Source organism: Photobacterium ganghwense, from assembly GCF_003025595.1.
Taxonomy (GTDB): domain Bacteria; phylum Pseudomonadota; class Gammaproteobacteria; order Enterobacterales; family Vibrionaceae; genus Photobacterium; species Photobacterium ganghwense.
In genome coordinates this window covers 151851-170681 of sequence record NZ_PYMI01000004.1, presented here as the reverse complement: position 1 = coordinate 170681, position 18831 = coordinate 151851, and the positions used below count along the sequence as shown (strand labels likewise).

The window sequence follows — 18831 nt, the reverse complement described above, 5'->3', positions numbered from 1 at the left end:
AAGTGACCTGAGCAAAATGCTCGCCTGGCGCAGAAAGTGGTTGCCGGGTGAGCAAGATACCGAAGCCAACCTGGCAAGGGCTGTCTGGTTAGAGAAGAACTACTGGGAAAACATGCGAATGGAGACAGCCAATGGTGTCGCCAAAGCATTCAGCCCATAAAGGATGTATGACCCATGAGCCTACCTGAACCGCTGCGATTTACCGTTGGTCTGATTGACCAAATCAGCAAACCGCTTGGCGATATCCAGCGGCAGTTCGGTGATATGACCCGAACCTATCGCGACGGTACCCACACCATGGTGGCAGGGGCTGCAGGCGTGGCTGGTGCAGGGTTCGCCCTGCAGGCTGCGCTGATGCCAGCCATTGAAATGGACCGGGTGCTGGGTGAGGTGAAGTCGTTAGGCGTGGCGGATGCACAGTTGCAGCAACTGAGCGACACGGCCCTGCGGTTCTCTGTCGAGTACGGCAAGTCGGCCACCGAGTTTGTGGCAGCCTCTTACGATATCCAATCCGCGATTGCCGGTTTGGCGGGTAACGAGCTGGCCGAGTTTACCAAGGCGTCGGGGGTACTGGCGGCGGCAACAAAAGCTGATACCGGCACAATTACCAACTATGTCGGCACCATGTATGGGATTTTTCAGAATGCCGCCCACGGCATGGGGAAGGCGAACTGGGTCAACATGCTGGGTGGGCAAACCGCTAAAGCCGTGCAGATGTTCAAAACCACCGGTGATCAGATGTCGGCGGCCTTCACCTCTGTGGGGGCTTCTGCCACTTCCGTTGGGGTGGGCATGACAGAGCAGATGGCGATTCTCGGTACCTTGCAGGCAACCATGTCAGGCAGTGAAGCCGGGACCAAATACCGGGCATTTCTGGCCGGTGCGGCTAAGGCACAGGACGCTCTGAATATGCGGTTCACCGATGCGCAAGGGCAAATGCTGCCGATTGTCGACATCCTGCGCAACATCAAGGGTCGGTACGGTGAAACCATTTCCGTTGCGGAGGCGGCGGAGCTGTCAAAAGCCTTTGGTACGCAGGAAGCCGTCGCCATGGTGCAGTTGCTGATGCAAAACACCGAAGGGCTGGCTGACTCGATTGAAACCCTGGGCCAAGTCAAAGGACTGGACGTGGCCGAGCAAATGGCCGGAACCATGACTGACCAGTGGGAGCGGTTAGAGCAAGGGGTGTTTGCGGTTAAAGCCGCCTTTGGTCAGGCTCTGCTGCCAGTTGTGCTGCCAGTCGTTCAGATGTTTGCCGATGGTGCCAAAGAAATCCTGCTCTGGACGAAGTTGTTCCCCAATATCACCCGTTATATCGGCTACGCGACAATCGGGTTCTTTGGCCTGGTTGCTGCCGGCGGCGTGATCACCATGCTGTCCGGCGCCATGCAAATGGCGTGGACCACGCTGTCACTGGGTGTCGGGCTCATCAAAGGTGCCAGCGGAGCGGTCTGGATGCTCACGAAGGGATTCACGACGGCCGCGTTTGCCGTGGTGAAGTTCAGTATGGCGCTGTTGGCTAACCCGGTATTTCTCATGGTGGCGGCTATCACTGCCGCAGTGGTATCGGTCGGTGCGCTGATTTACTACTGGGACGATCTCAAAGCCAGCTTTGGCGACACCACCTGGTTCCAGATTTTGGCAGGCGCAGTAACCTTGTTTTCCGCGCCTTTCGTGGCGGCGTTCAATATCGTGAAAGGGGGCTGGCAGTGGGTGATGAGTGGTTTCACTGACACCTCTGGATTTGATGGCCTGTTTGCAGTAGCTGACAGCCTGCGCAATGTGTTTGGTTCAGTGTTTGGCTGGATTACCGAACAGCTGTCTGGCCTGTGGGACATGGCCAAAGGCGTGATGGAATGGTTGCCGGGATTCGGTGGTGATGAGACGGAAGTCAAGTCGGCCGCTGTGCAGCAGGCACTGCCGAGATCAACAATCCCCCCAGGTGGGGCGGCGCGCAGTATAGCCAGCTACCAGACCAGCTCAACGAACTACGGCGGCGTGAGTATCTACGCCCAACAGATGAACAGCCCGCAGGACTTTGCCAACGAAATGGAGATGTTCGCCGGATGAAGTATCAAGACATCCTGATTGAAAACGGTGATGTGGTGCTGGATGCCGGGCGTAACCCTGTGCTGATTCAGGACCGGGCGGTGATCGCCCAGGACATTAAGCACGCCATTATTGAAAGCGGGCTGGCCGTGGAGATGGTGGCCGAGCGCAGCCGGAGTAAACGGGCTGACCTGAGCATGAAGCTGGAGCTGCTGGTTGAGGAAGATGTCCGGCTGGTGCCAGGTACGGTGCGACTGGAAGAGCAGACCGAAGGGGTGATTTATGTGTTCGCCGCCACCCTGGATTTTGGCGAACTGTCGTTGTTTGTCGATGTGGAGCAAAGCCGTGGCTGATATCCCCCAACCTGATTACGAGCAGATTGTTAAAGACGCTGGCATTCCAACGGACAAAGAGAGCTGGAAAGCCGTGCTCAAAGCCGAAATGGAGAAAGCAGGCTCTGTTATCAACAACGACAGCCGATTCTCCCCGTTCTGGCGAATGATTGAAGCGGCCGTGATCAACTGCACCACCTGGCTCATCAACATCCTGCTGGTCAAGCATATCTTGCCGAACATGTTTCTTGCGACCGCCCAAGACCATTATTTGGACTTGCTGGCGTGGGCCTGTCGGGTCGACCGGAAGCCGCACAGCAAGGCGAAAGGTCAGGTGGCCTTTCAACGCTCGGCAGTGAAGGGCCCAGCACTGATTATCCCTAAAGATACCTGGGTGCAAACCGAGGCTATCAATGGCCATATCTACCGGGTGCGGGTAACGGAAGACACCACGTTGCCCGAAGACGAAACCAGCGTGGTGGCCACCGTGGAAGCGGAAGAAGCCGGAGCGGCCTATAACCTTGGCGGCGGCTATTACCATATTTTGCCACAGGCGATCCCCGGTATTGCTGCTGCGACCAATACGGACGACTGGCTGACGGAAGCCGGGGCAGATAAGGAAAGTGACGATGACCTGCGACTGCGGGTGCGAAATCAGTGGTCAGCCGTGGCCAAGTGGCACATTGATGCGGCGTACCGTTCGCTGTTGATGGAAAAGGCTGGCATCCAGAATGACAACATCCATTTCGAGCATAACGCTCCGCGAGGGCCGGGTACGGCGAATGCGTTGATTTTGCTGGATACCGGTGAGCCAGCCGCTGAAATGATAGAGATGCTCAACAACCATATTCGTGACAACGGCCAGCATGGCCATGGCGATGACCTGAAGGTGATGGCGATGCCGGGGGTTGAGCAGGATGTCTCGGTACAAGTGTGGCCAGCGCTGACACTGACACTGGAAGAGCGTGACACGCTGGTGAGTCAGGTCGAGCACTTTATCCGGGCGGCCTTTCGCGAGAACACCGATTACAGCCCGACCCGGACAAACCCGATTGCACGGTTCAGTTTCTCCCGGCTGGGGCAGGAGCTGCATGACCAGTTTCCGGGGGTTGCGTCACTGGAGTTTGGTCAGCCGGATATCGTGAACAACCTGACCATCCCGCGCCTGCGAAATCTGGAGGTCGCCCTTGCAGCTTCCTGAGATTAGGTTCAAGTGGTGGATGGGACGGGGCGAGCTGACCAAGTTCGCCCGAGCCCTGCAGCACTACTGGGGTCATGTTGAAGCCGCACTCAAGATGCCGCTGCAGCAGCATGACCCGCTGACGGCCCCCATAGGCCTGGTTGAACTGATGGCGTGGCAGCGTGATGTCAGCCGGTTGGGGCAGGAGCCGGAAGCGCTGTTTCGTATCCGGGTGGCCCATGCCTACAGCTTTGCCCGCGATGGCGGCAGTATCGCGGGCTGGGAAGACATGTTTTCCAAGCTGGGCTATCCGCATATTACCCAGGACGAACGGCTTAGCCACGTCGACTGGGATGTGATTAGCCTGAAAATTCAGGACGGCGACCTGACCGAAGTACCCCAATTGCTCGATACCGTGATTCAGCAGTATGGCCGTACCTGTCGGCGCTATCAGTACACCACTTATATCGACCTGCCATTGCAGGCCAGACCGCAGACCTTTGAAGCTGAATATGACATGGCCACAGTGACCCAGCCAATGGAAGTGGCACTGCTGCCCAGTCTGCAGAACATTGACATGGAATTAGAGTGTGTGGTGATCACACACCCGATGAAGGAAACCGCATGACCAATACAACCTCTGTCCAGATCCTGACCAAAGCGGGTGAAGAGCTGCTGGCGCGCCTGGCTGCTGAAGAAAAAGAGCTGGTGATTGATAAGTATGTTTTCGCAGATGTGCCGGAGCGCCCTGATTTCCCGCAGCGCGAAGACGGAGTGCCGACCGACTATGTGGTGCATGAGTCAATCATCCATGAGAAAGGCCGCCTGAATCCCAACTCGGTGATCTACTCGTCCACGCTGGCCAGCGATGTTGGCCCGTTTCACTTCAACTGGTCAGGGTTGTACTGCAGCGAACATGATGTGCTGGTCACCATCCATTATCCACAGCGTACTCCGAAGACTGCCGATCAGCCGGGGGTTGCCGGAAACACACTGGTTCGTTCGCAGGTGCTGCAGTACACCGGTGTGGCTGACATCACCAATATCACGGTGGATGCATCCAGCTGGCAGTACAACGCCGACCCACGAATGAAGAAGATGGACAGTGATTCGGCGCAGGCCATTGTCGACCAGAACGGCAAGGACTGGTTTATTGAGGACGGTTTCCTGGTAACTCCACAGTCGACGGCTTTTAAGGTAGCGCCGGGCGCAGGCTATGTATCCGGTCACCGTGTCACGCTTGAGTTTGAGCGCTTCCTGCAGGTGCCGGTCAAGCCGTCATTCATTTATATCGATGCGTATCGCGAAGGCACCCCAACCGGTGAGTGGGTAACAACATTCAATTTTGTTGTATCTGCCGATGAGAAAGACGACTACCTGGACGCTCAGGGGCTGCCTCACTACGTGGTGAAAATCGCGCAGGTGATGGCGGATGGAACGGTGGCGGATTTGCGGCCTGAGGGTGGGCAAGAAGCAACAACGAAAGTTACATCTAGTTTTGTTAGTATCTCTAAACAGCCAATGAACTGCGGTCATATCGTAACACGTGGTTTTTATATGCCAGGTGATAAGGGCAATGCAGAATTTGCCTTTACTGGTAACGAGATAGTGAATGAGGCAGGTAAGAGCTACCTAAATATTGGGTTGGTTTATGATGCTAACGGGCGTGAATTTGAGATAATTAGCAGCCCATTAAACTATCGGCAATTTGGAGCTGTTCTAGATGGTCAATCGACCGTTATGCGTCAAATTAAAGATTGTCATGATTGTGCGAACTTAAAGAAACTTCCAGTTGTCAATGAAGATGGGATCGCGTTAATTGATGATAGTTATTTGGCAGTCATCAATACCAATGTTGATTGGGGAATGACAGAGTTTGTCATACATGAAGATGTTGGCCGTCCTGCGACATGGGATTTTCCGGTTTTGTTCCGTGCTGAAGGTAATCCTCTCTCTGATTTTCAGGGCGTGCTCAATCATGCTGATTTTTATGAAACATCTAGTCATGTTGCTAGCCTCTCATCGTTACACAATGCTTATGTGTTCATTGAGTCCGATCTTGAGCATATAAAAAGAAAACCTGAAAGCACGACGTTTATTTACAAGAAAGAACCTAATCGTGTTGTTAAGAACGGAGAGTTGAATAAGCCGCTTAGATTTGATTATTCCGGAGCAACAAGCCTGTCAGTAAAATATAGAAACTTAGAGGAAAGCTATATCACAATCAAGGGTGGGTTTATTGACTTAAACAGAAGCCCGAGCCATGTGTTTCTTGATATAGCAAGAAATAACACGATTTGGGAATTGATTGGTTTTAAAGATAAAACTCAGTCAGATGAGCTAAATATTCGAGCTACGATGAAAATTACTCATGCAGCGGATATTCGTCTGATTAATGTTAATGGAGAAGCACCAACAAGATTGGAAGGTACGGAAGGGACGTATGGTTTAAGTGGCAACGGTATTGTTGACCTTCAAATGGAAAACATTAATGGTTATTGTGGCTGGGGTTTTTCTGGGTTTAATAATATTAATGGGCTGTCATTAAAATCATCAAAAATAAACCGTATCGACTGTCATTTTGGCCTGTGGGACTTTTATGCAGAGGATACTCACTTCAAGGAATGGGGAGTAATGGTCGGTAGTGGTGGTGGTTATTTAAAATTAAAGAACTGTTCTAGATTTTTTGGTAAGTCAACCAAGCTTAATGCTTCTCAGTATGGGTATAAATCTGTAGTTCAGTTCCGTCCAGATTATGGCGCTGAATGGCGTGGTAATATTGACATTGATGGGTTGACACTGGTTATAGATTCTAAAATGCCAGTCACGGACAAAATCAAAATTGTTGATTTTGTTTCCAGTGGTGATTATGGCGCTCAACAAATAACTGAATGGGGGAGAAACATTAACATTCATAATGTTGTCATCAATGCACCAGACAGCCATTTAAATCGCCATGAGTTCGGTGTGGTCTGTGTCGATTACAATAAATACGCTATTACTACTGGCGTTAGACTACCAGCACGAATTGTTGTCGATAACGTTAATTATTCAAAGGAAAATGCAAATGCATATATATCAGCGGTCAATGGACCTAATGATAAGCATGTAAAAATGCCGGTTGAATCTGCATCGGTTCTATCCGGTGCTCATAATTCAGTTTGGTGTATATCGAGAATTTTTAATGCTAATCGAAATCCGTTTCATGATGATGGTATACCAGGGGCAGAAACGTTAATTCAGTATGATCCGATACCCGATGATAGAAACATTAATTCAGACAAAATCAAATTAAGGGTAATTATTACAGATTGCACAATGTTTGACGTGGAAGTTACTGTTGACCATCTTATAGAAGTTCACGGCGGGTCATGCATATCATATGACGCCAATTCTGGAGGTTTAGTTTCAGAAGGCGAGGCATGGTTTTATGGGTCACAGATCATACCATTACCAAGCCGAACGTCTGGTAATGCAGACTTTTCTCACCATCATCTACGTGATTGTACAATAGTAAAAACAGCTACCCAATATATTCCGACAAAATGTTTAAGCTCAAAAGGAACATTGGTGGAAAAAGGCGCCACGTATGATTTTGTAAGTCCCATCGATTTATTTCATGGATATGTTCAAGTGAATGAACGATTTGAAGATGTTTCTTGAAGATGAGAAAACAATGCTCACTCTCGACGGCACTCAACTCCTACTCAAAAACCTGCGCATCAGCGTGCGTCAGCAACTGGCCGGAAAAGATATGTCCGGCCAGACCTCGGCGACAGACCAGGCGGAAACTGGCAGCAAAGGGAAAACCCTGGCTGTCTCCGGTGTGGTGCCGTTCAGCAGCGCGGGCTTGCTGAGCCGGATTTTCACTTTGGCTGAGCAGCAGGACAACGGTGCCCGCCATGTTTACCGCATCAGCAACCGGACAGCGGAAACCCTCAAAATCAGACAGGTCAAGTTTCAGGGGGCGATACGAGCCGATGAGCAGGATTCCCTGCGCCAGTGGTCTGTGTCCTTTGAGTTGGTCGAGCACTTGTCGGTGCCAGAGCGGGTTGAACAGCGCCAGCCGGATAAACCTGCCGCCCAGCAACAAGCGCAGGGTATTACCACACCGGTGACGGCATCGGCTGAGCAGCCGAATGTCCCACCGGGGACGGAAGTTGAGCTGACCGGCTGGCAAAAGACACTGAAGGATTTTGATAATTGGCTGGCATGAACAATTCCCGCTTCACAATCCAAATGTATATCGGGGCGCAGAAAGTGCCCGTCAGCGACCATCGCCTGGTCTTTGATATCAACACGCCGGGCAGGGCGCAGCTGACGGTTAAAACTACCCCAGACAAAAACAGCGTAGTGGCCGTCGACCTCGGTTGGGGGGATAGAGTAAGCCGGGTGTTCACCGGTTTTATTGAACGGGTGCTGCCGGCTGAAAAGGGATATTCCAAACTGTTCTGCCGTGAGCTGGCCGCCGTACTATACCACCCGCTGCCTGTTGTGATCCGCCACCCGACCCTGATGCAGCTGCTGAGCTATGTGACCGCCAAGACTGGCCTGCAGTTTGTGGTACCAGAGCGGGCCTACAGCAAAACCGCAATTCCTTGTTTCTACAGTGACGGTAATGGTTACCGGGTGATGGATGAGCTGGCACAAGCCTTCAACATACCAGACTTGTTTTGGCAGCAGCAGGGCAATGGCCAGGTGTATGTAGGCAGTTGGAAGGATTCCTACTGGGGCGATAAGCCAACCACGCTGCCTAATGAATTCATGACCGGACACACCGCCAATAAAACAGTGACCGTTCCTTGTATCCCGAAACTTAAACCGGGCGCGCTAGTGAACGGTATCCGACTTAAAGCCGTTGAGTTTTCCGGCACGGAGAGCAAACTGACATGGATGTAGATTCCCTCAAGCGTATCATTTTACGCCTGTTCCCCGAGCTGACGGCCAAGGCCCATCTGCCAAAATGGGGCAAGGTGGTTGATCTGCCAGAGCTGCCGGAAGAAGGCGATAAATCAGACCGCTTCTATCCCCATTATGCGGCCGATATCCAGTTGCTTGATGAACAGGGCAATACCCTGAAAGATACTCCGCCGCTACAGGCCGTGTCGCTTCCGGTGAGTGGAATCGGAGAGTTTGCCGGAATGCTGGCACCGCCTGCGATTGGCAGTATTGTGGAGATTGGGTGGATGTTTGGCCAGGCGGATAAACCATTCATCCGCACTGTGTTACCGCTGGGCTGGAGACTGCCGGCCATCAAAGCAGGGGAGTATCGCTACCAGCAACGCAAAGGCGTGTATAAGCACGTCGACCAGAGCGGTAACTTCTACGATGTCACCGACAAGCTGGCCAAACTGCAATGTGAATTGCGTGAAGTGAAGGCTAAAGCATCGCAGGATTACCGCAGCCCTAAGAGTTGGTTTGGCTCAGATAGCGAGAACCTGTTGAAGTTGGTCAGCGATCTGATGCAAGTGGTTAGTGACCTATCCAGTGCTTGTTCCAGCCACACACACAAGAGCCCAGAGACGGGAGCACCAACCTCACCGCCAGAGCAATCAGCAGATATCAAAGGCCCGGGAACTCAAGCATCCAAACTTAAAGCCAGGTTAGACCCCATCACCAAGTAATCAGCCTTCCACATTAACAGCGCCCAATAGGGCGCTTTCTTGTTTATGCGTAAGGGAGTTGAATCATATGCATGCAAGGACTTATTCTGTCTGTTGAATTGGCAATGGATGACAGAAAGAAGGAACCCAAATGTTGTTTACTTATAATGTTTGTATTAACACGAAGACTTGGTATGCGTATCCAACTGGGAACAGTAAATACGAAAGCAAGTTAGGAACGCCAACGCCTGAAAACATTCGGCAAGCACTTTATGAGGCTTGTTGTAGCCCAAACCCCAAGAATGAAAACTACAGTGCTTGGTCGGCGACGGTAGCGAGAGATGGCATTGAAAATTTCTTTGTGGTGTCGGTTAAGTCAGAGAGTCAAAGCGAAGCTAAGGTATTAGCTAAAAAGCTGATTGCAGATAATGGCTGGACTGACGTAAGCATTAGTACATATCCAACAGCGTCTCACACTGTTTGATACTCTAGCAACGACATCGATTGAGTAAGCGCCGTTAATGAATGGCGCTTTTTTTGTACCTATCGATTACGCCACGGAATCGCGCACTCACGTGACGGAATCCGCACTCCTCCTCCCCTCCCGCGCGCTTTGCCTTGTGCGGTTTTACGAAATTATTTTTTGCGAAAATAGCATGCCAGCCACATACAGGGTTCAACGCTCGAAGCCTTAGCTGGCGCGGGGTATTCAGAGATTCAAAGCCCCTAAGAATGGCTTACAGCGAGTTTTTAAAAATTTCAAAAAATGAAATTCTTTCAGGTTTTCTGAAATTTTCCGACACGAAAACATGGATGCATGCATAGGTAAGCACTTGATATCACAGGGTAGGGAATAGATTTCGTCACGATCTCAATGATCCCGTGTTGATCTCATTGGGTTGAGTGGTGGCGTTTAAGTGATTCATATTTATTGGGTTGTGGTGATGTGATGTAAAGATCAGAATTTCAATTTTGATCACAGGGTTTGGTGGGGATTGGGCTGTGATATTGAAAAGTTTTCGAGTCACGAAATAGCTGTGCTTTTATTGGCGGCTTTTTATAGCTGTCGCCACTTTGTCGCCACTAGGCGTTTCTGGCAACGAACAAGGCCGCTTAAAAGCGGCCCTAAAAACTGCGGAAAAACCGAGTTTACTCTTTCCCGTAAACGTTGTTTTCCTGCTCGCGAACGCGGATGAACGTGGTGCGTTTGGTCAGCTCTTTCAGCTTCGCCGCGCCAACGTAGGTGCAGGTTGAGCGCACACCGCCCATGATGTCCTGAATGGTGTTTTCTACCGGGCCACGGAATGGCAATAGTACGGTTTTTCCTTCAGCAGCACGGTAGTTGGCTACGCCGCCGGAGTGCTTGTCCATCGCGCTCTGGGATGACATGCCATAGAACTTCATGAACATCTCGCCGTCTTGCTCGATCACTTCACCGTTGCTTTCCTCGTGACCGGCCAGCATGCCGCCCAGCATCACGAAGTCGGCACCGCCACCGAAGGCTTTAGAAACGTCACCGGCACAAGTACAGCCGCCGTCACCGATGATCTGGCCGCCAAGGCCATGTGCGGCATCACCACATTCGATGATTGCAGACAGCTGTGGGTATCCAACACCGGTTTTTACGCGGGTGGTACAGACCGAGCCTGGACCAATGCCCACTTTAACGATATCGGCACCGGCGAGAATCAGCTCTTCACACATATCACCGGTCACTACGTTTCCGGCACTGATCACTTTGTCAGGGAAGGCTGCGCGTACTCGCTCAACATACTCGACCAGGTGCTCTGAGTAACCGTTGGCAATATCGATGCAAATGAAGATAAGATCATCGCTCAAGGCCATGATGTCTTTGGTTTTCTGGAAGTCGGCATCAGACGTACCGGTCGACACCATGACATTGTTTAGCACGCTAGCATCGTTGTCGCGGATAAAGCCTGCCCAGTCTTCAACGGTGTAGTGCTTGTGGACTGCGGTCATGACTTTGTGTCGCGCCAGGGCTTTCGCCATGTCAAAGCTACCCACGGAATCCATATTAGCGGCAATAACAGGTACACCAGACCATTGACGGCCACTGTGCTTGAATGTAAAATTGCGGGTTAAATCAACTTGAGAGCGGCTTTTTAGAGTTGAACGTTTTGGACGAAACAGTACATCTTTGAAACCCAATTTCAAGTCTTGTTCGATACGCATTAGTTTTTCCTTAATCTATCGAATTTTGCTTCCTGGCTTTCAGCTATTGGCAGATAGCAGTTAGATCACCAGTTAGCAGGCACAAAAAAACCGGAGCGTTGGCAGACGCTCCGGTTTTCAGCATTATAGGCAGAGAAAGTTAATAAACAAGTCTGATAATGTAATTTTTTTTGTGTTATCCTTCCGAAGATAGTACGTCGAAAAACGTACAGTTATGTCAAAATTTACCGATTTCCTCCTTCAAGACTTCCATTCTTCGATAATCACTGCATAATTCCTAAAACTGGGCGATTAACTGGATTCATTGACCTTGTTTAATAAAAAAAGAACAAATAAATTTTTTCCGCTCGATTTTTACGGTGAAGAGGGAAGTTGGCGGTTCATCATTCGAGCAGAACATCCGGGCGAGATTCTGGATGCGATGTATTGGCGGGCATATGTTTCCTGCCATCGTAAAGACTTTGATTTGCTTCACATCGCGACCGATAAGTTTAATTACAAGTACAATTACTCCTCGTCTGATTCTTCAGAAATGCACTACGCATCTGGTGCTGAGCAACTTCGCGTGAACATGATGGGGCCAATAGTTCCAATCTCTGTTTTTCTGAAGACCCTTGCCGAGCAGCAAGGAAAGTGGATCAAGAAAGCAGCCGGTACTGCAGCAGGAGCAATGGCACTGTCTGCGTCACCGACTGACCAGCCTTAAATCAAGGTGTTTAATCGTACTGATAAGAAAAGTGCTGGCGGGCACTTTTCTTATGCTGAAAAGCAATGAAAGATTCTCATTGCACCGTTATCTTGCACCTAATCTTACACTTTGATTTTTTCTAAGCCTGTTTCCTAATCCACTTTTCCATACGTTTTTTGTGCTAAGACACCTTTATCGAGTCGACTTCTTCGGCCAATCGTCTTGCAGCATCAGCCTAGCTACAACCAGCTTTGCAATAGTCAGCTTTGCAGCATGAGTCTCGCAATATCAGCTTCAAATGATCCAGCTAATAACATCCACCTCAAAACATCCATCTCATAGCATCAGTGAAATTTTCCTGCATGGTTCTATCATGCCTTTGTGATGGTTTTGAACTGCAGAGATCTACAACGTTTCACGGGATTTCTCGTATTTTGCCAGCAGAATAAGCGGGAAAATGATCATTGCTGTTCCCAAAGCCATAATGAGATCAGGCATTTCATCAAACCATATCAGCCCGGCAATAACGGCCGCAATCAGGCCACTGTATTCAGCGCTGGCGATCTTGTTACTGTCTGCTGCGCGGTAAGCGACAACACAAGTACCAGCATAAATAAGAATAAAACTGCTTGAGCCCGCAGCTGTTAGTAGCGGTTCAAAGTCCCAGGCTCGCCCTTCCCATATTGCCAGGCCTAATGATGCCGGAATCCCAACCAGGTTAGTCAGGAGCAGTGTCTGAGGAACGCTCTGGTGTTTGGGTAATTTTCGAATCAACAGGTTATTTCCGGCAATGGTCAACGCAACCACCAAGGCAGCGATCGCCCCCCAGTTAATTTCGGTTGGACGAATAATGACCAATACACCTAGGAAACCAAAAACGCCGGCAATGATCGAATAACGTGAAAGCTGTTCTTTGAACAGAACTAATGCCATTGGCAGCATCAATAATGGCGCTGCGTAGAAAATGGCGTTAGCGGTTGCCAATGGCATGGCGTTGATGGCTATCACCATAAATACGGCACCTAGTAGCCAAATATGAGCTCTGAGTGCGTGCCATTTCAATCCATCCATAAAGCTGGCTTTTCCGGCATTTAAGCAGAAAGGTAGCAGAATGATCACTGCGGTGATTTGGCGAAAAAAGACAAATTGGAAGATGGCAATATCTCCACCGAGTGTTTTGATCAGAGCATCGGAAAGAATGGCGATAAGGTTACCGAATACCAGTAATCCCATCGCCAGTCCGACAGAGATGTTGGGCATAACTGCTCTCCTGACATTACTGGCATTAATTTGTTTGAGTCTTATTGAGTCGATCGGGCGTGCGCTGTGCCTCAATCTGTCATGCCATAAGCTTATGTCAGACTTTACTATCGTATAAAATGATAAAAATTGATTCAGTATGAGCTGAGATAATAATGAGGTTACCACCGCTGAGGGCTGTTCAATGTTTTGAAGCTGTAGCGCGTATGAACAGTTTTTCGAAGGCAGCAGATGCTCTGAATGTGACGCAAAGCGCTGTCAGCCATCAGGTGCGATTGTTGGAAGAGTATCTGGGCGAAGACTTGTTTATCAGGCAGGGGAGGCGGTTATCGCTGACTGTAACAGGTGAAAATTACTTTACGGAGGTGACGCATGCTTTACAGGGAATATCGCAGGCCAGTCGCAAAATACGGGAAGGTGAGAGTGGTCGTATCCGGTTGTCACTGTATAGCTCTCTGGCTGTAAAATGGCTGGTTCCTCGCCTGGAAAACCTGAGACAGATGCATCCCGAAATCGATTTAACATTGAATATGGTGACCGAAGAGCCAGACTTTACCGACGATGTCGCCGATTGTTTTATTACGGCGTATCCACCGAAGAAAAACTATGTCAGTGAGTTTCTATATAAGGAGCTGCTCTATCCGTTTTGTAGTCACAGACTGTGGCAGCAGATGCAGGACCAGCCGTTACCTGATGCCCTCTGGCAACACCCTCTGCTGTCGGTGACATCTATCTTTAAGCGGGGAGAGGAGGGATATGACTGGAAAGTGTGGTGTCAACTGGGCGGATTCGAATTGCCTGAATCGATTAAGATGAATCATTTTAGTCATATGGTCCTCGCGGCTGAGGCGGCCAAGTATCATCAGGGGATCGCATTTTTGAATGATTATTTCCTGACTGATCAAGATCGGCTACAGCATCTGGTACGAATACCAATGCATGAGTTACCGACGGGTGACAACATGTATTTTGTGTACAAACAATCCCGAGCTCGCCAGCCAGAGATAATCACCTTAGGTCGGTGGCTTAAGCAGCAGTGTGTCGACTGACGGCTGTGGTATCTCATGGTGGGGTATAGCAGTGAATTTCTGCTCATCGGTGCTATTTATTAGAATCACAAACAATAAAAAAACCGGCAGGTTAGCTGACCTTGCCGGTTTTTCATTTGTATCAAATTGTCGCTGATTTTATGCCGTTTCTTTCATGTTGCTACAGTGGCAGTTAATGCTAGGGCTAAGCCTTAATATTCGTCTTAGTCTTAGTCGATAGCGAGCCAACGGCGATTAGCTTTCGGTTACACCATGCCACTGATAGTGGTTGTTAGGTTTTTTGCTGACAATCCCTTCTTCCATAAAGCGTTTGAACAGCTCATCAACTTCTTCGGTACTCACTTTCAGGTGACGTGTGACAGCACGCTTGGTGCAGTTAACCTTGTTCGTACTCAGGGCTTCTATCGCTTGTTCGTAAAGCGTTTTCGGCTTCGCTGGCTCCTTAGGCGGTGAGGCATCAGTGTCTGCCTGTGATGCCGGATCGTCTGAATCGCCTTGTGCGGTTTGAACTGATGGCTGATGGCTCAGCAATTCAGGCTCCGCCGGTGAGCAGGCAAAACTGTCAATGGTAAACCCACCTCCCTGACGGAATTGATTTCTGAAACGCAGCTCTTCGCCGATCAGGCCAACGAAGAAGGCCGCGAAGAAATCGAGCAGCACAGACAAGAAAACAACCAGACCTAGCTGTGCGGTCTGGGTTTCGATTCCCAATGATTTGGCCAAGCTGTCGATAAGGCCGATCACAGATCCCTGCGTTACAACAGGCAGACTGTCACGTTCTGCCGCGAGCTGCATTTGTTGCTCACGAAGCTTGTCATTTTGTTCCTGGATACGCGCTACACCGGTAGCGATACGCTCCATCTGAATATATTTTTCTGCAGCGATATTATTGAGTTCGATCTGTTTTTCGATCGCCTCAATCTGCATATTGTAGCTATTAACCTTACTTTGCTGGACGTTGATATGGCTTTGGGCTTTGTTGGTCGCACTGTTGATACCACCAATGGAACCACCAATGGAAATGGCTGCCAGTACTGAGTAGAAAGCGAAAGCAGAGAAGGCGCCTGCATAGTTGCGACGTGAACGGCGCTCGCCAAATTCGTACCAGGCAAAGAATTTACCCAGCTCAAAAATGACCGCTAGTCCACCAAACAACAGCTGCATGACGGGATCTTCATCAATCGATAAAAACAGAAGAAGAGAAAAAATGATTGATGCAAGAATCGAGGCTCCGGTAAAACTGTATACCGTGACCATTGCAAAATTACCCTTAGGGTATCGAACTGGGAGGTTATCGTTGTAAAGCATATGCGTCTAACTGTTGGACAAAACTGAGTTGTCTGACGGAACCTGCCAATAAAATGTTAACTGCATACCGACAGGCTCTAAAAATGGTGGCTTAGGATACCGTAAATACTTCGCTAATCCTTTATAAATTCAGGTCTCTGCTGTTTTCTCGGCCATTTTTTACACTCACCTTTCATAACTGAAGAAATCTTGTCCAAGCATAATTGTGGCTGGTTAAAAATGTGCCAGATAAAGTGATGCCAAAAGCATAACTCTTCGATGGTTGTTGCAAAAATGTTGGTAAGAAATTACTTTAATGATTCTAACGTCTGTTTAAATTAATCGTTTATTTTTTGCTTAATAAGGATTTGGTCATGGAAGCATTGTTGAAGGATTACCCCGTCATTACCGAAATTCCAGTCGCATGGGGGGAGATGGATGCCCTGAATCACGTAAATAATGTGGTGTATTTCAGATATTTTGAAACAGCCCGATTGGACTACTTTTCCAAAATCAACATCATGGAAGAGATGAAGAAAACCAATATCGGGCCGGTACTGAGCGAAACATCCAGTCGCTATAAATTACCGGTTACTTATCCTGATACTCTGCTTGTTGGTAGTCGAGTGTCTGTAGTGAAGCAAGACCGATTCACGATGGAATACCAAATTGTCAGCAAGCGATTGGGGAAAGTGACGACCCTTGGCAAAGCCGAAGTCGTGATGTTTGATTTCTCTAAAAATGGCAAAGCGGAAATCACTCCGTCACTTGCCTCACATATTTTTACACTTCAGCCGGAACTGACTAAAGACGAGCCGTAACTGATAGTATAAATTGTCACTTTATCATCGTATTACTGGATAATCAGAGCTGTATGCCATTGCGGCAATGTTGTTGCGGCTCCGATGCACAAACGACCTTTAATTCCTTCTATACTCCTAGTAACCCAATCTTTTTTCACCATTTTCATCTTACAGGCAGGAGTAAAGCCGTATGTACATTGTGACTCAGCATGAGATAACCGATCCGGAACTGTTCTGGCAGAAGGCGAGTGGAACGCTGACACATCCGCCGGTGGGAATGAGGTTGCACAGCACTATGGTTGTTGAAAGGAACAAGCTTTGTCAGTGCATGTGGGAAGCTGAATCTATTGACGTGGTCAGAGACTTTTTGGAACCTGAATTAGGCGAAGCCAGTGTCATGACTTATGGATTGGTGGATCCGGACAGGGCAATTGGTTGATACATACTGTCAGGTTGCTGGGTTCAGCAATTTTCATTCAGTAGCTAGGTAGTTTTTGGCTTTCTGGAGTAAGGTTCTACAGCGGAAGCATTGAGCGAAATAAATGTCGGGTTGGGTGCTATGAAGGGAATTCGGCTGAGTTGGCTTTGAGATGATACGCCTGTTACCGACTGCCGGTAAAACCACTCATTAAACGTTATTCAATGAAAAAGTGGCGCCGGAGCGCCACTTCAAAATGCTTACTTCTTGTAAGAACCAGCGATGTTGTCGATGCGCTGGTTAGCACGCATTGCTTCCTGGTATGCAGCGTCAGAAGCAGCGCGAGTTTCGTTGATTGCGCCAGCCATAGAGTCTTGCTGAGATTGCAGAGAAGATACTTGCTCAGACAGCGCGTCAACTTTGTTAGTCAGTTGAGTCATTTGATCTACTTCATCAGTGCTTGAACAGCCCATCAGAGTTGCACTTAGGATAAGGCCAGAGATCATAGTTAGTGAACGTTTCATGTGTTTCTCCATTGTGTTGGTTTTTTTTCGTTGACAAGAACAACTAGCATGATGTCATTTTTTTGAATGCATGAGTGGCTCTGTCAGATTAAAAGTGAAGATCCGTCTCATTTGGATCTTTGCTTCCCCTGACAACCATCAACACGATCAGGTTACTGATCGTCACCTCTTATTGTCACTTGTTTTCAATGTCACTGCGATTGCTAAGTATAGTGACGCTTTTTCAGAGTATTATCAGAGGCTTGATAAAAACTGAACAGTTATGTCAGATTTCTGTGAGAAAGAGTGCGTTTTTTAAATCATTAATAAAAAATTCAGCGAAAGAGGATGGGGGAATGTCCCCCAAGTTTGCTAAGCAGTAACTACAGAATAAATCTCAATAGGAGGTTAGTCACTCTTAATACCAAACGCCTGTGCAAGTTCGTACACGTTGTAATTGGAACGAAGATCTAACCCGGTATTGCGGTTCTCATTGTTATCGGAAATGACTTTAAAGTTATCCTTGCTTGTTCGGCTGAAATGCCCCTCGTCCAAAAAGTGCTCCTGAATAATGGTGACTTTTCCACCATAACGTTTTTGCCAGTAGAGCAAACCGGCACCATGATCCCAATGTTTCTTTAATCGTTTGTTAAATTCTGCTTCATCAGGGCAGTTGGGATGAAAAGCCCAGCCTTGCCACATACTGCAGCCTTTGTCGAAAATATCCTGGCTGGCCCCACGAGTAATGCAGCCGGCAAGTTCAAACAATTTAAAAGGCCTGACAAGCAGTTTTTGCAGGAAAGGATTTTTGATTTTTGTCAGGTTGGTCATGGCTATTTCGCCATCAGGAAGATCTTTAAACAGTTCTGATAACCAGCGCATTTTGTCTGGTCGAATAATCAAATCTGAATGGAAAAATGCCATTCGAGGTGCGAAATGAAAAATGAAATCGATGGGAAGGTGCATGTATACAATCGGGAGCTGAAGATGCTTATTAAAATCGATGAGAATGGCATCCGGAGTCAGCTTTTTGGGAGCCCCGGCTCTAGGGTCAAAACCGACAACAGGTGTCCAGCCTGCATCGGATACCATTTTCTGCTGCACATAGGCCCAGTCTTCATCAACACTCCAGACTAACCAGGGGAACTCGACCCCGTCTAAGGCTGCTTTCCAGTCGTCAGCGGCCTTAAGTAAAGTTTCCCAGTGAAGGTGAGTATCAAACTGCATGTTCAGCGCCTGAAAGGCGCGCCAATTGGCATTACCGAGCCGCTTTAACAAGCGGTCTTTATCACTGAACATCCCTGGGAGATTTGTATCCGACTCAGGTTGATTGATGACTTTTTCCAAATTGGCTTGCATGTATTGAGGTATTTGCATGACGCTTCCTTGTGACCAATAAATACGGCTGACCAGAATGGTAAGAGGGGATCCTCCTAATTGAAAATAGTGTGGAATGTTGCCGTATA

Annotated in this window: 19 protein-coding genes; 14 read left to right on the top strand and 5 right to left on the bottom strand. The window is 48.8% G+C overall.

What is annotated here, in order from left to right; all coding sequences use genetic code 11:
* Window positions 1-16 precede the first annotated feature (16 nt).
* From C9I92_RS25440 to C9I92_RS15070, 10 genes are all read left to right on the top strand, one after another.
* Entirely contained in the window at window positions 17-160 is a 144-nt protein-coding gene (locus tag C9I92_RS25440) for a DUF6890 family protein (RefSeq protein ID WP_169776039.1), read from the top strand.
* Window positions 161-174: 14 nt separating this feature from the next.
* Window positions 175-2070, top strand: coding sequence for a phage tail tape measure protein (locus tag C9I92_RS15110; RefSeq protein ID WP_047885861.1), 1896 nt, complete (start codon window positions 175-177; stop codon window positions 2068-2070).
* Window positions 2067-2402, top strand: a complete 336-nt coding sequence (locus tag C9I92_RS15105) for a DUF2590 family protein (RefSeq protein WP_047885860.1) — start codon at window positions 2067-2069, stop codon at window positions 2400-2402. Before C9I92_RS15110 ends, C9I92_RS15105 begins: the two co-directional genes overlap by 4 nt.
* Complete coding sequence (locus tag C9I92_RS15100; RefSeq protein ID WP_047886330.1) at window positions 2395-3582, top strand: baseplate J/gp47 family protein; 1188 nt, start codon at window positions 2395-2397, stop codon at window positions 3580-3582. The genes C9I92_RS15105 and C9I92_RS15100 overlap by 8 nt, the downstream gene beginning before the upstream one ends.
* A 19-nt stretch (window positions 3583-3601) precedes the next feature.
* Window positions 3602-4189, top strand: a complete 588-nt coding sequence (locus C9I92_RS15095) for a phage tail protein (RefSeq protein ID WP_047885859.1) — start codon at window positions 3602-3604, stop codon at window positions 4187-4189.
* Complete coding sequence (locus C9I92_RS15090; RefSeq protein WP_053061868.1) at window positions 4186-7224, top strand: phage tail-collar fiber domain-containing protein; 3039 nt, start codon at window positions 4186-4188, stop codon at window positions 7222-7224. The genes C9I92_RS15095 and C9I92_RS15090 overlap by 4 nt, the downstream gene beginning before the upstream one ends.
* A 13-nt stretch (window positions 7225-7237) precedes the next feature.
* Window positions 7238-7777: a baseplate complex protein gene (locus C9I92_RS15085; protein ID WP_047886328.1), complete on the top strand. Its 540-nt coding sequence runs from the start codon at window positions 7238-7240 to the stop codon at window positions 7775-7777.
* 23 nt (window positions 7778-7800) lie between these two features.
* Entirely contained in the window at window positions 7801-8460 is a 660-nt protein-coding gene (locus C9I92_RS15080) for a hypothetical protein (protein WP_422894369.1), read from the top strand.
* A complete protein-coding gene (locus C9I92_RS15075) occupies window positions 8451-9185 on the top strand; it encodes a hypothetical protein (RefSeq protein WP_047885857.1) in 735 nt (244 codons plus the stop codon). The genes C9I92_RS15080 and C9I92_RS15075 overlap by 10 nt, the downstream gene beginning before the upstream one ends.
* Window positions 9186-9315: 130 nt before the next feature.
* Window positions 9316-9648: a hypothetical protein gene (locus tag C9I92_RS15070; protein WP_047885856.1), complete on the top strand. Its 333-nt coding sequence runs from the start codon at window positions 9316-9318 to the stop codon at window positions 9646-9648.
* 665 nt (window positions 9649-10313) lie between these two features.
* Here C9I92_RS15070 and C9I92_RS15065 read toward each other — a convergent pair.
* The gene (locus tag C9I92_RS15065) at window positions 10314-11357 is read right to left on the bottom strand and encodes a GMP reductase (RefSeq protein WP_047885855.1); all 1044 of its coding nucleotides are present in this window, start codon (window positions 11355-11357) and stop codon (window positions 10314-10316) included.
* Window positions 11358-11667: 310 nt separating this feature from the next.
* Here C9I92_RS15065 and C9I92_RS15060 point away from each other — a divergent pair, with 310 nt between their 5' ends.
* A complete protein-coding gene (locus C9I92_RS15060; RefSeq protein ID WP_248827387.1) occupies window positions 11668-12063 on the top strand; it encodes a hypothetical protein in 396 nt (131 codons plus the stop codon).
* Between the two features lie 387 nt (window positions 12064-12450).
* Here C9I92_RS15060 and C9I92_RS15055 read toward each other — a convergent pair whose 3' ends face one another.
* Window positions 12451-13305, bottom strand: coding sequence for a DMT family transporter (locus C9I92_RS15055; protein WP_047885854.1), 855 nt, complete (start codon window positions 13303-13305; stop codon window positions 12451-12453).
* A gap of 155 nt (window positions 13306-13460) precedes the next feature.
* Here C9I92_RS15055 and C9I92_RS15050 point away from each other — a divergent pair, with 155 nt between their 5' ends.
* On the top strand, window positions 13461-14354 hold the full coding sequence (locus C9I92_RS15050) for a LysR family transcriptional regulator (RefSeq protein WP_047885853.1): 894 nt from the start codon (window positions 13461-13463) through the stop codon (window positions 14352-14354).
* A 234-nt stretch (window positions 14355-14588) separates the two neighbouring features.
* On the opposite strand, the gene C9I92_RS15045 is transcribed toward C9I92_RS15050, so the two are convergent.
* Window positions 14589-15662: a hypothetical protein gene (locus C9I92_RS15045; protein ID WP_047885852.1), complete on the bottom strand. Its 1074-nt coding sequence runs from the start codon at window positions 15660-15662 to the stop codon at window positions 14589-14591.
* 353 nt (window positions 15663-16015) lie between these two features.
* Between C9I92_RS15045 and C9I92_RS15040 the strand changes: the two genes are divergently transcribed.
* The gene (locus C9I92_RS15040; protein ID WP_047885851.1) at window positions 16016-16462 is read left to right on the top strand and encodes an acyl-CoA thioesterase; all 447 of its coding nucleotides are present in this window, start codon (window positions 16016-16018) and stop codon (window positions 16460-16462) included.
* Between the two features lie 172 nt (window positions 16463-16634).
* Window positions 16635-16883, top strand: coding sequence for a hypothetical protein (locus C9I92_RS15035; RefSeq protein WP_047885850.1), 249 nt, complete (start codon window positions 16635-16637; stop codon window positions 16881-16883).
* Window positions 16884-17122: 239 nt separating this feature from the next.
* Here C9I92_RS15035 and C9I92_RS15030 read toward each other — a convergent pair whose 3' ends face one another.
* Window positions 17123-17386: an Lpp/OprI family alanine-zipper lipoprotein gene (locus C9I92_RS15030; protein ID WP_047885849.1), complete on the bottom strand. Its 264-nt coding sequence runs from the start codon at window positions 17384-17386 to the stop codon at window positions 17123-17125.
* Between the two features lie 387 nt (window positions 17387-17773).
* A complete protein-coding gene (locus tag C9I92_RS15025) occupies window positions 17774-18742 on the bottom strand; it encodes a hypothetical protein (RefSeq protein ID WP_146149698.1) in 969 nt (322 codons plus the stop codon).
* Between the last annotated feature and the right edge of the window lie 89 nt (window positions 18743-18831).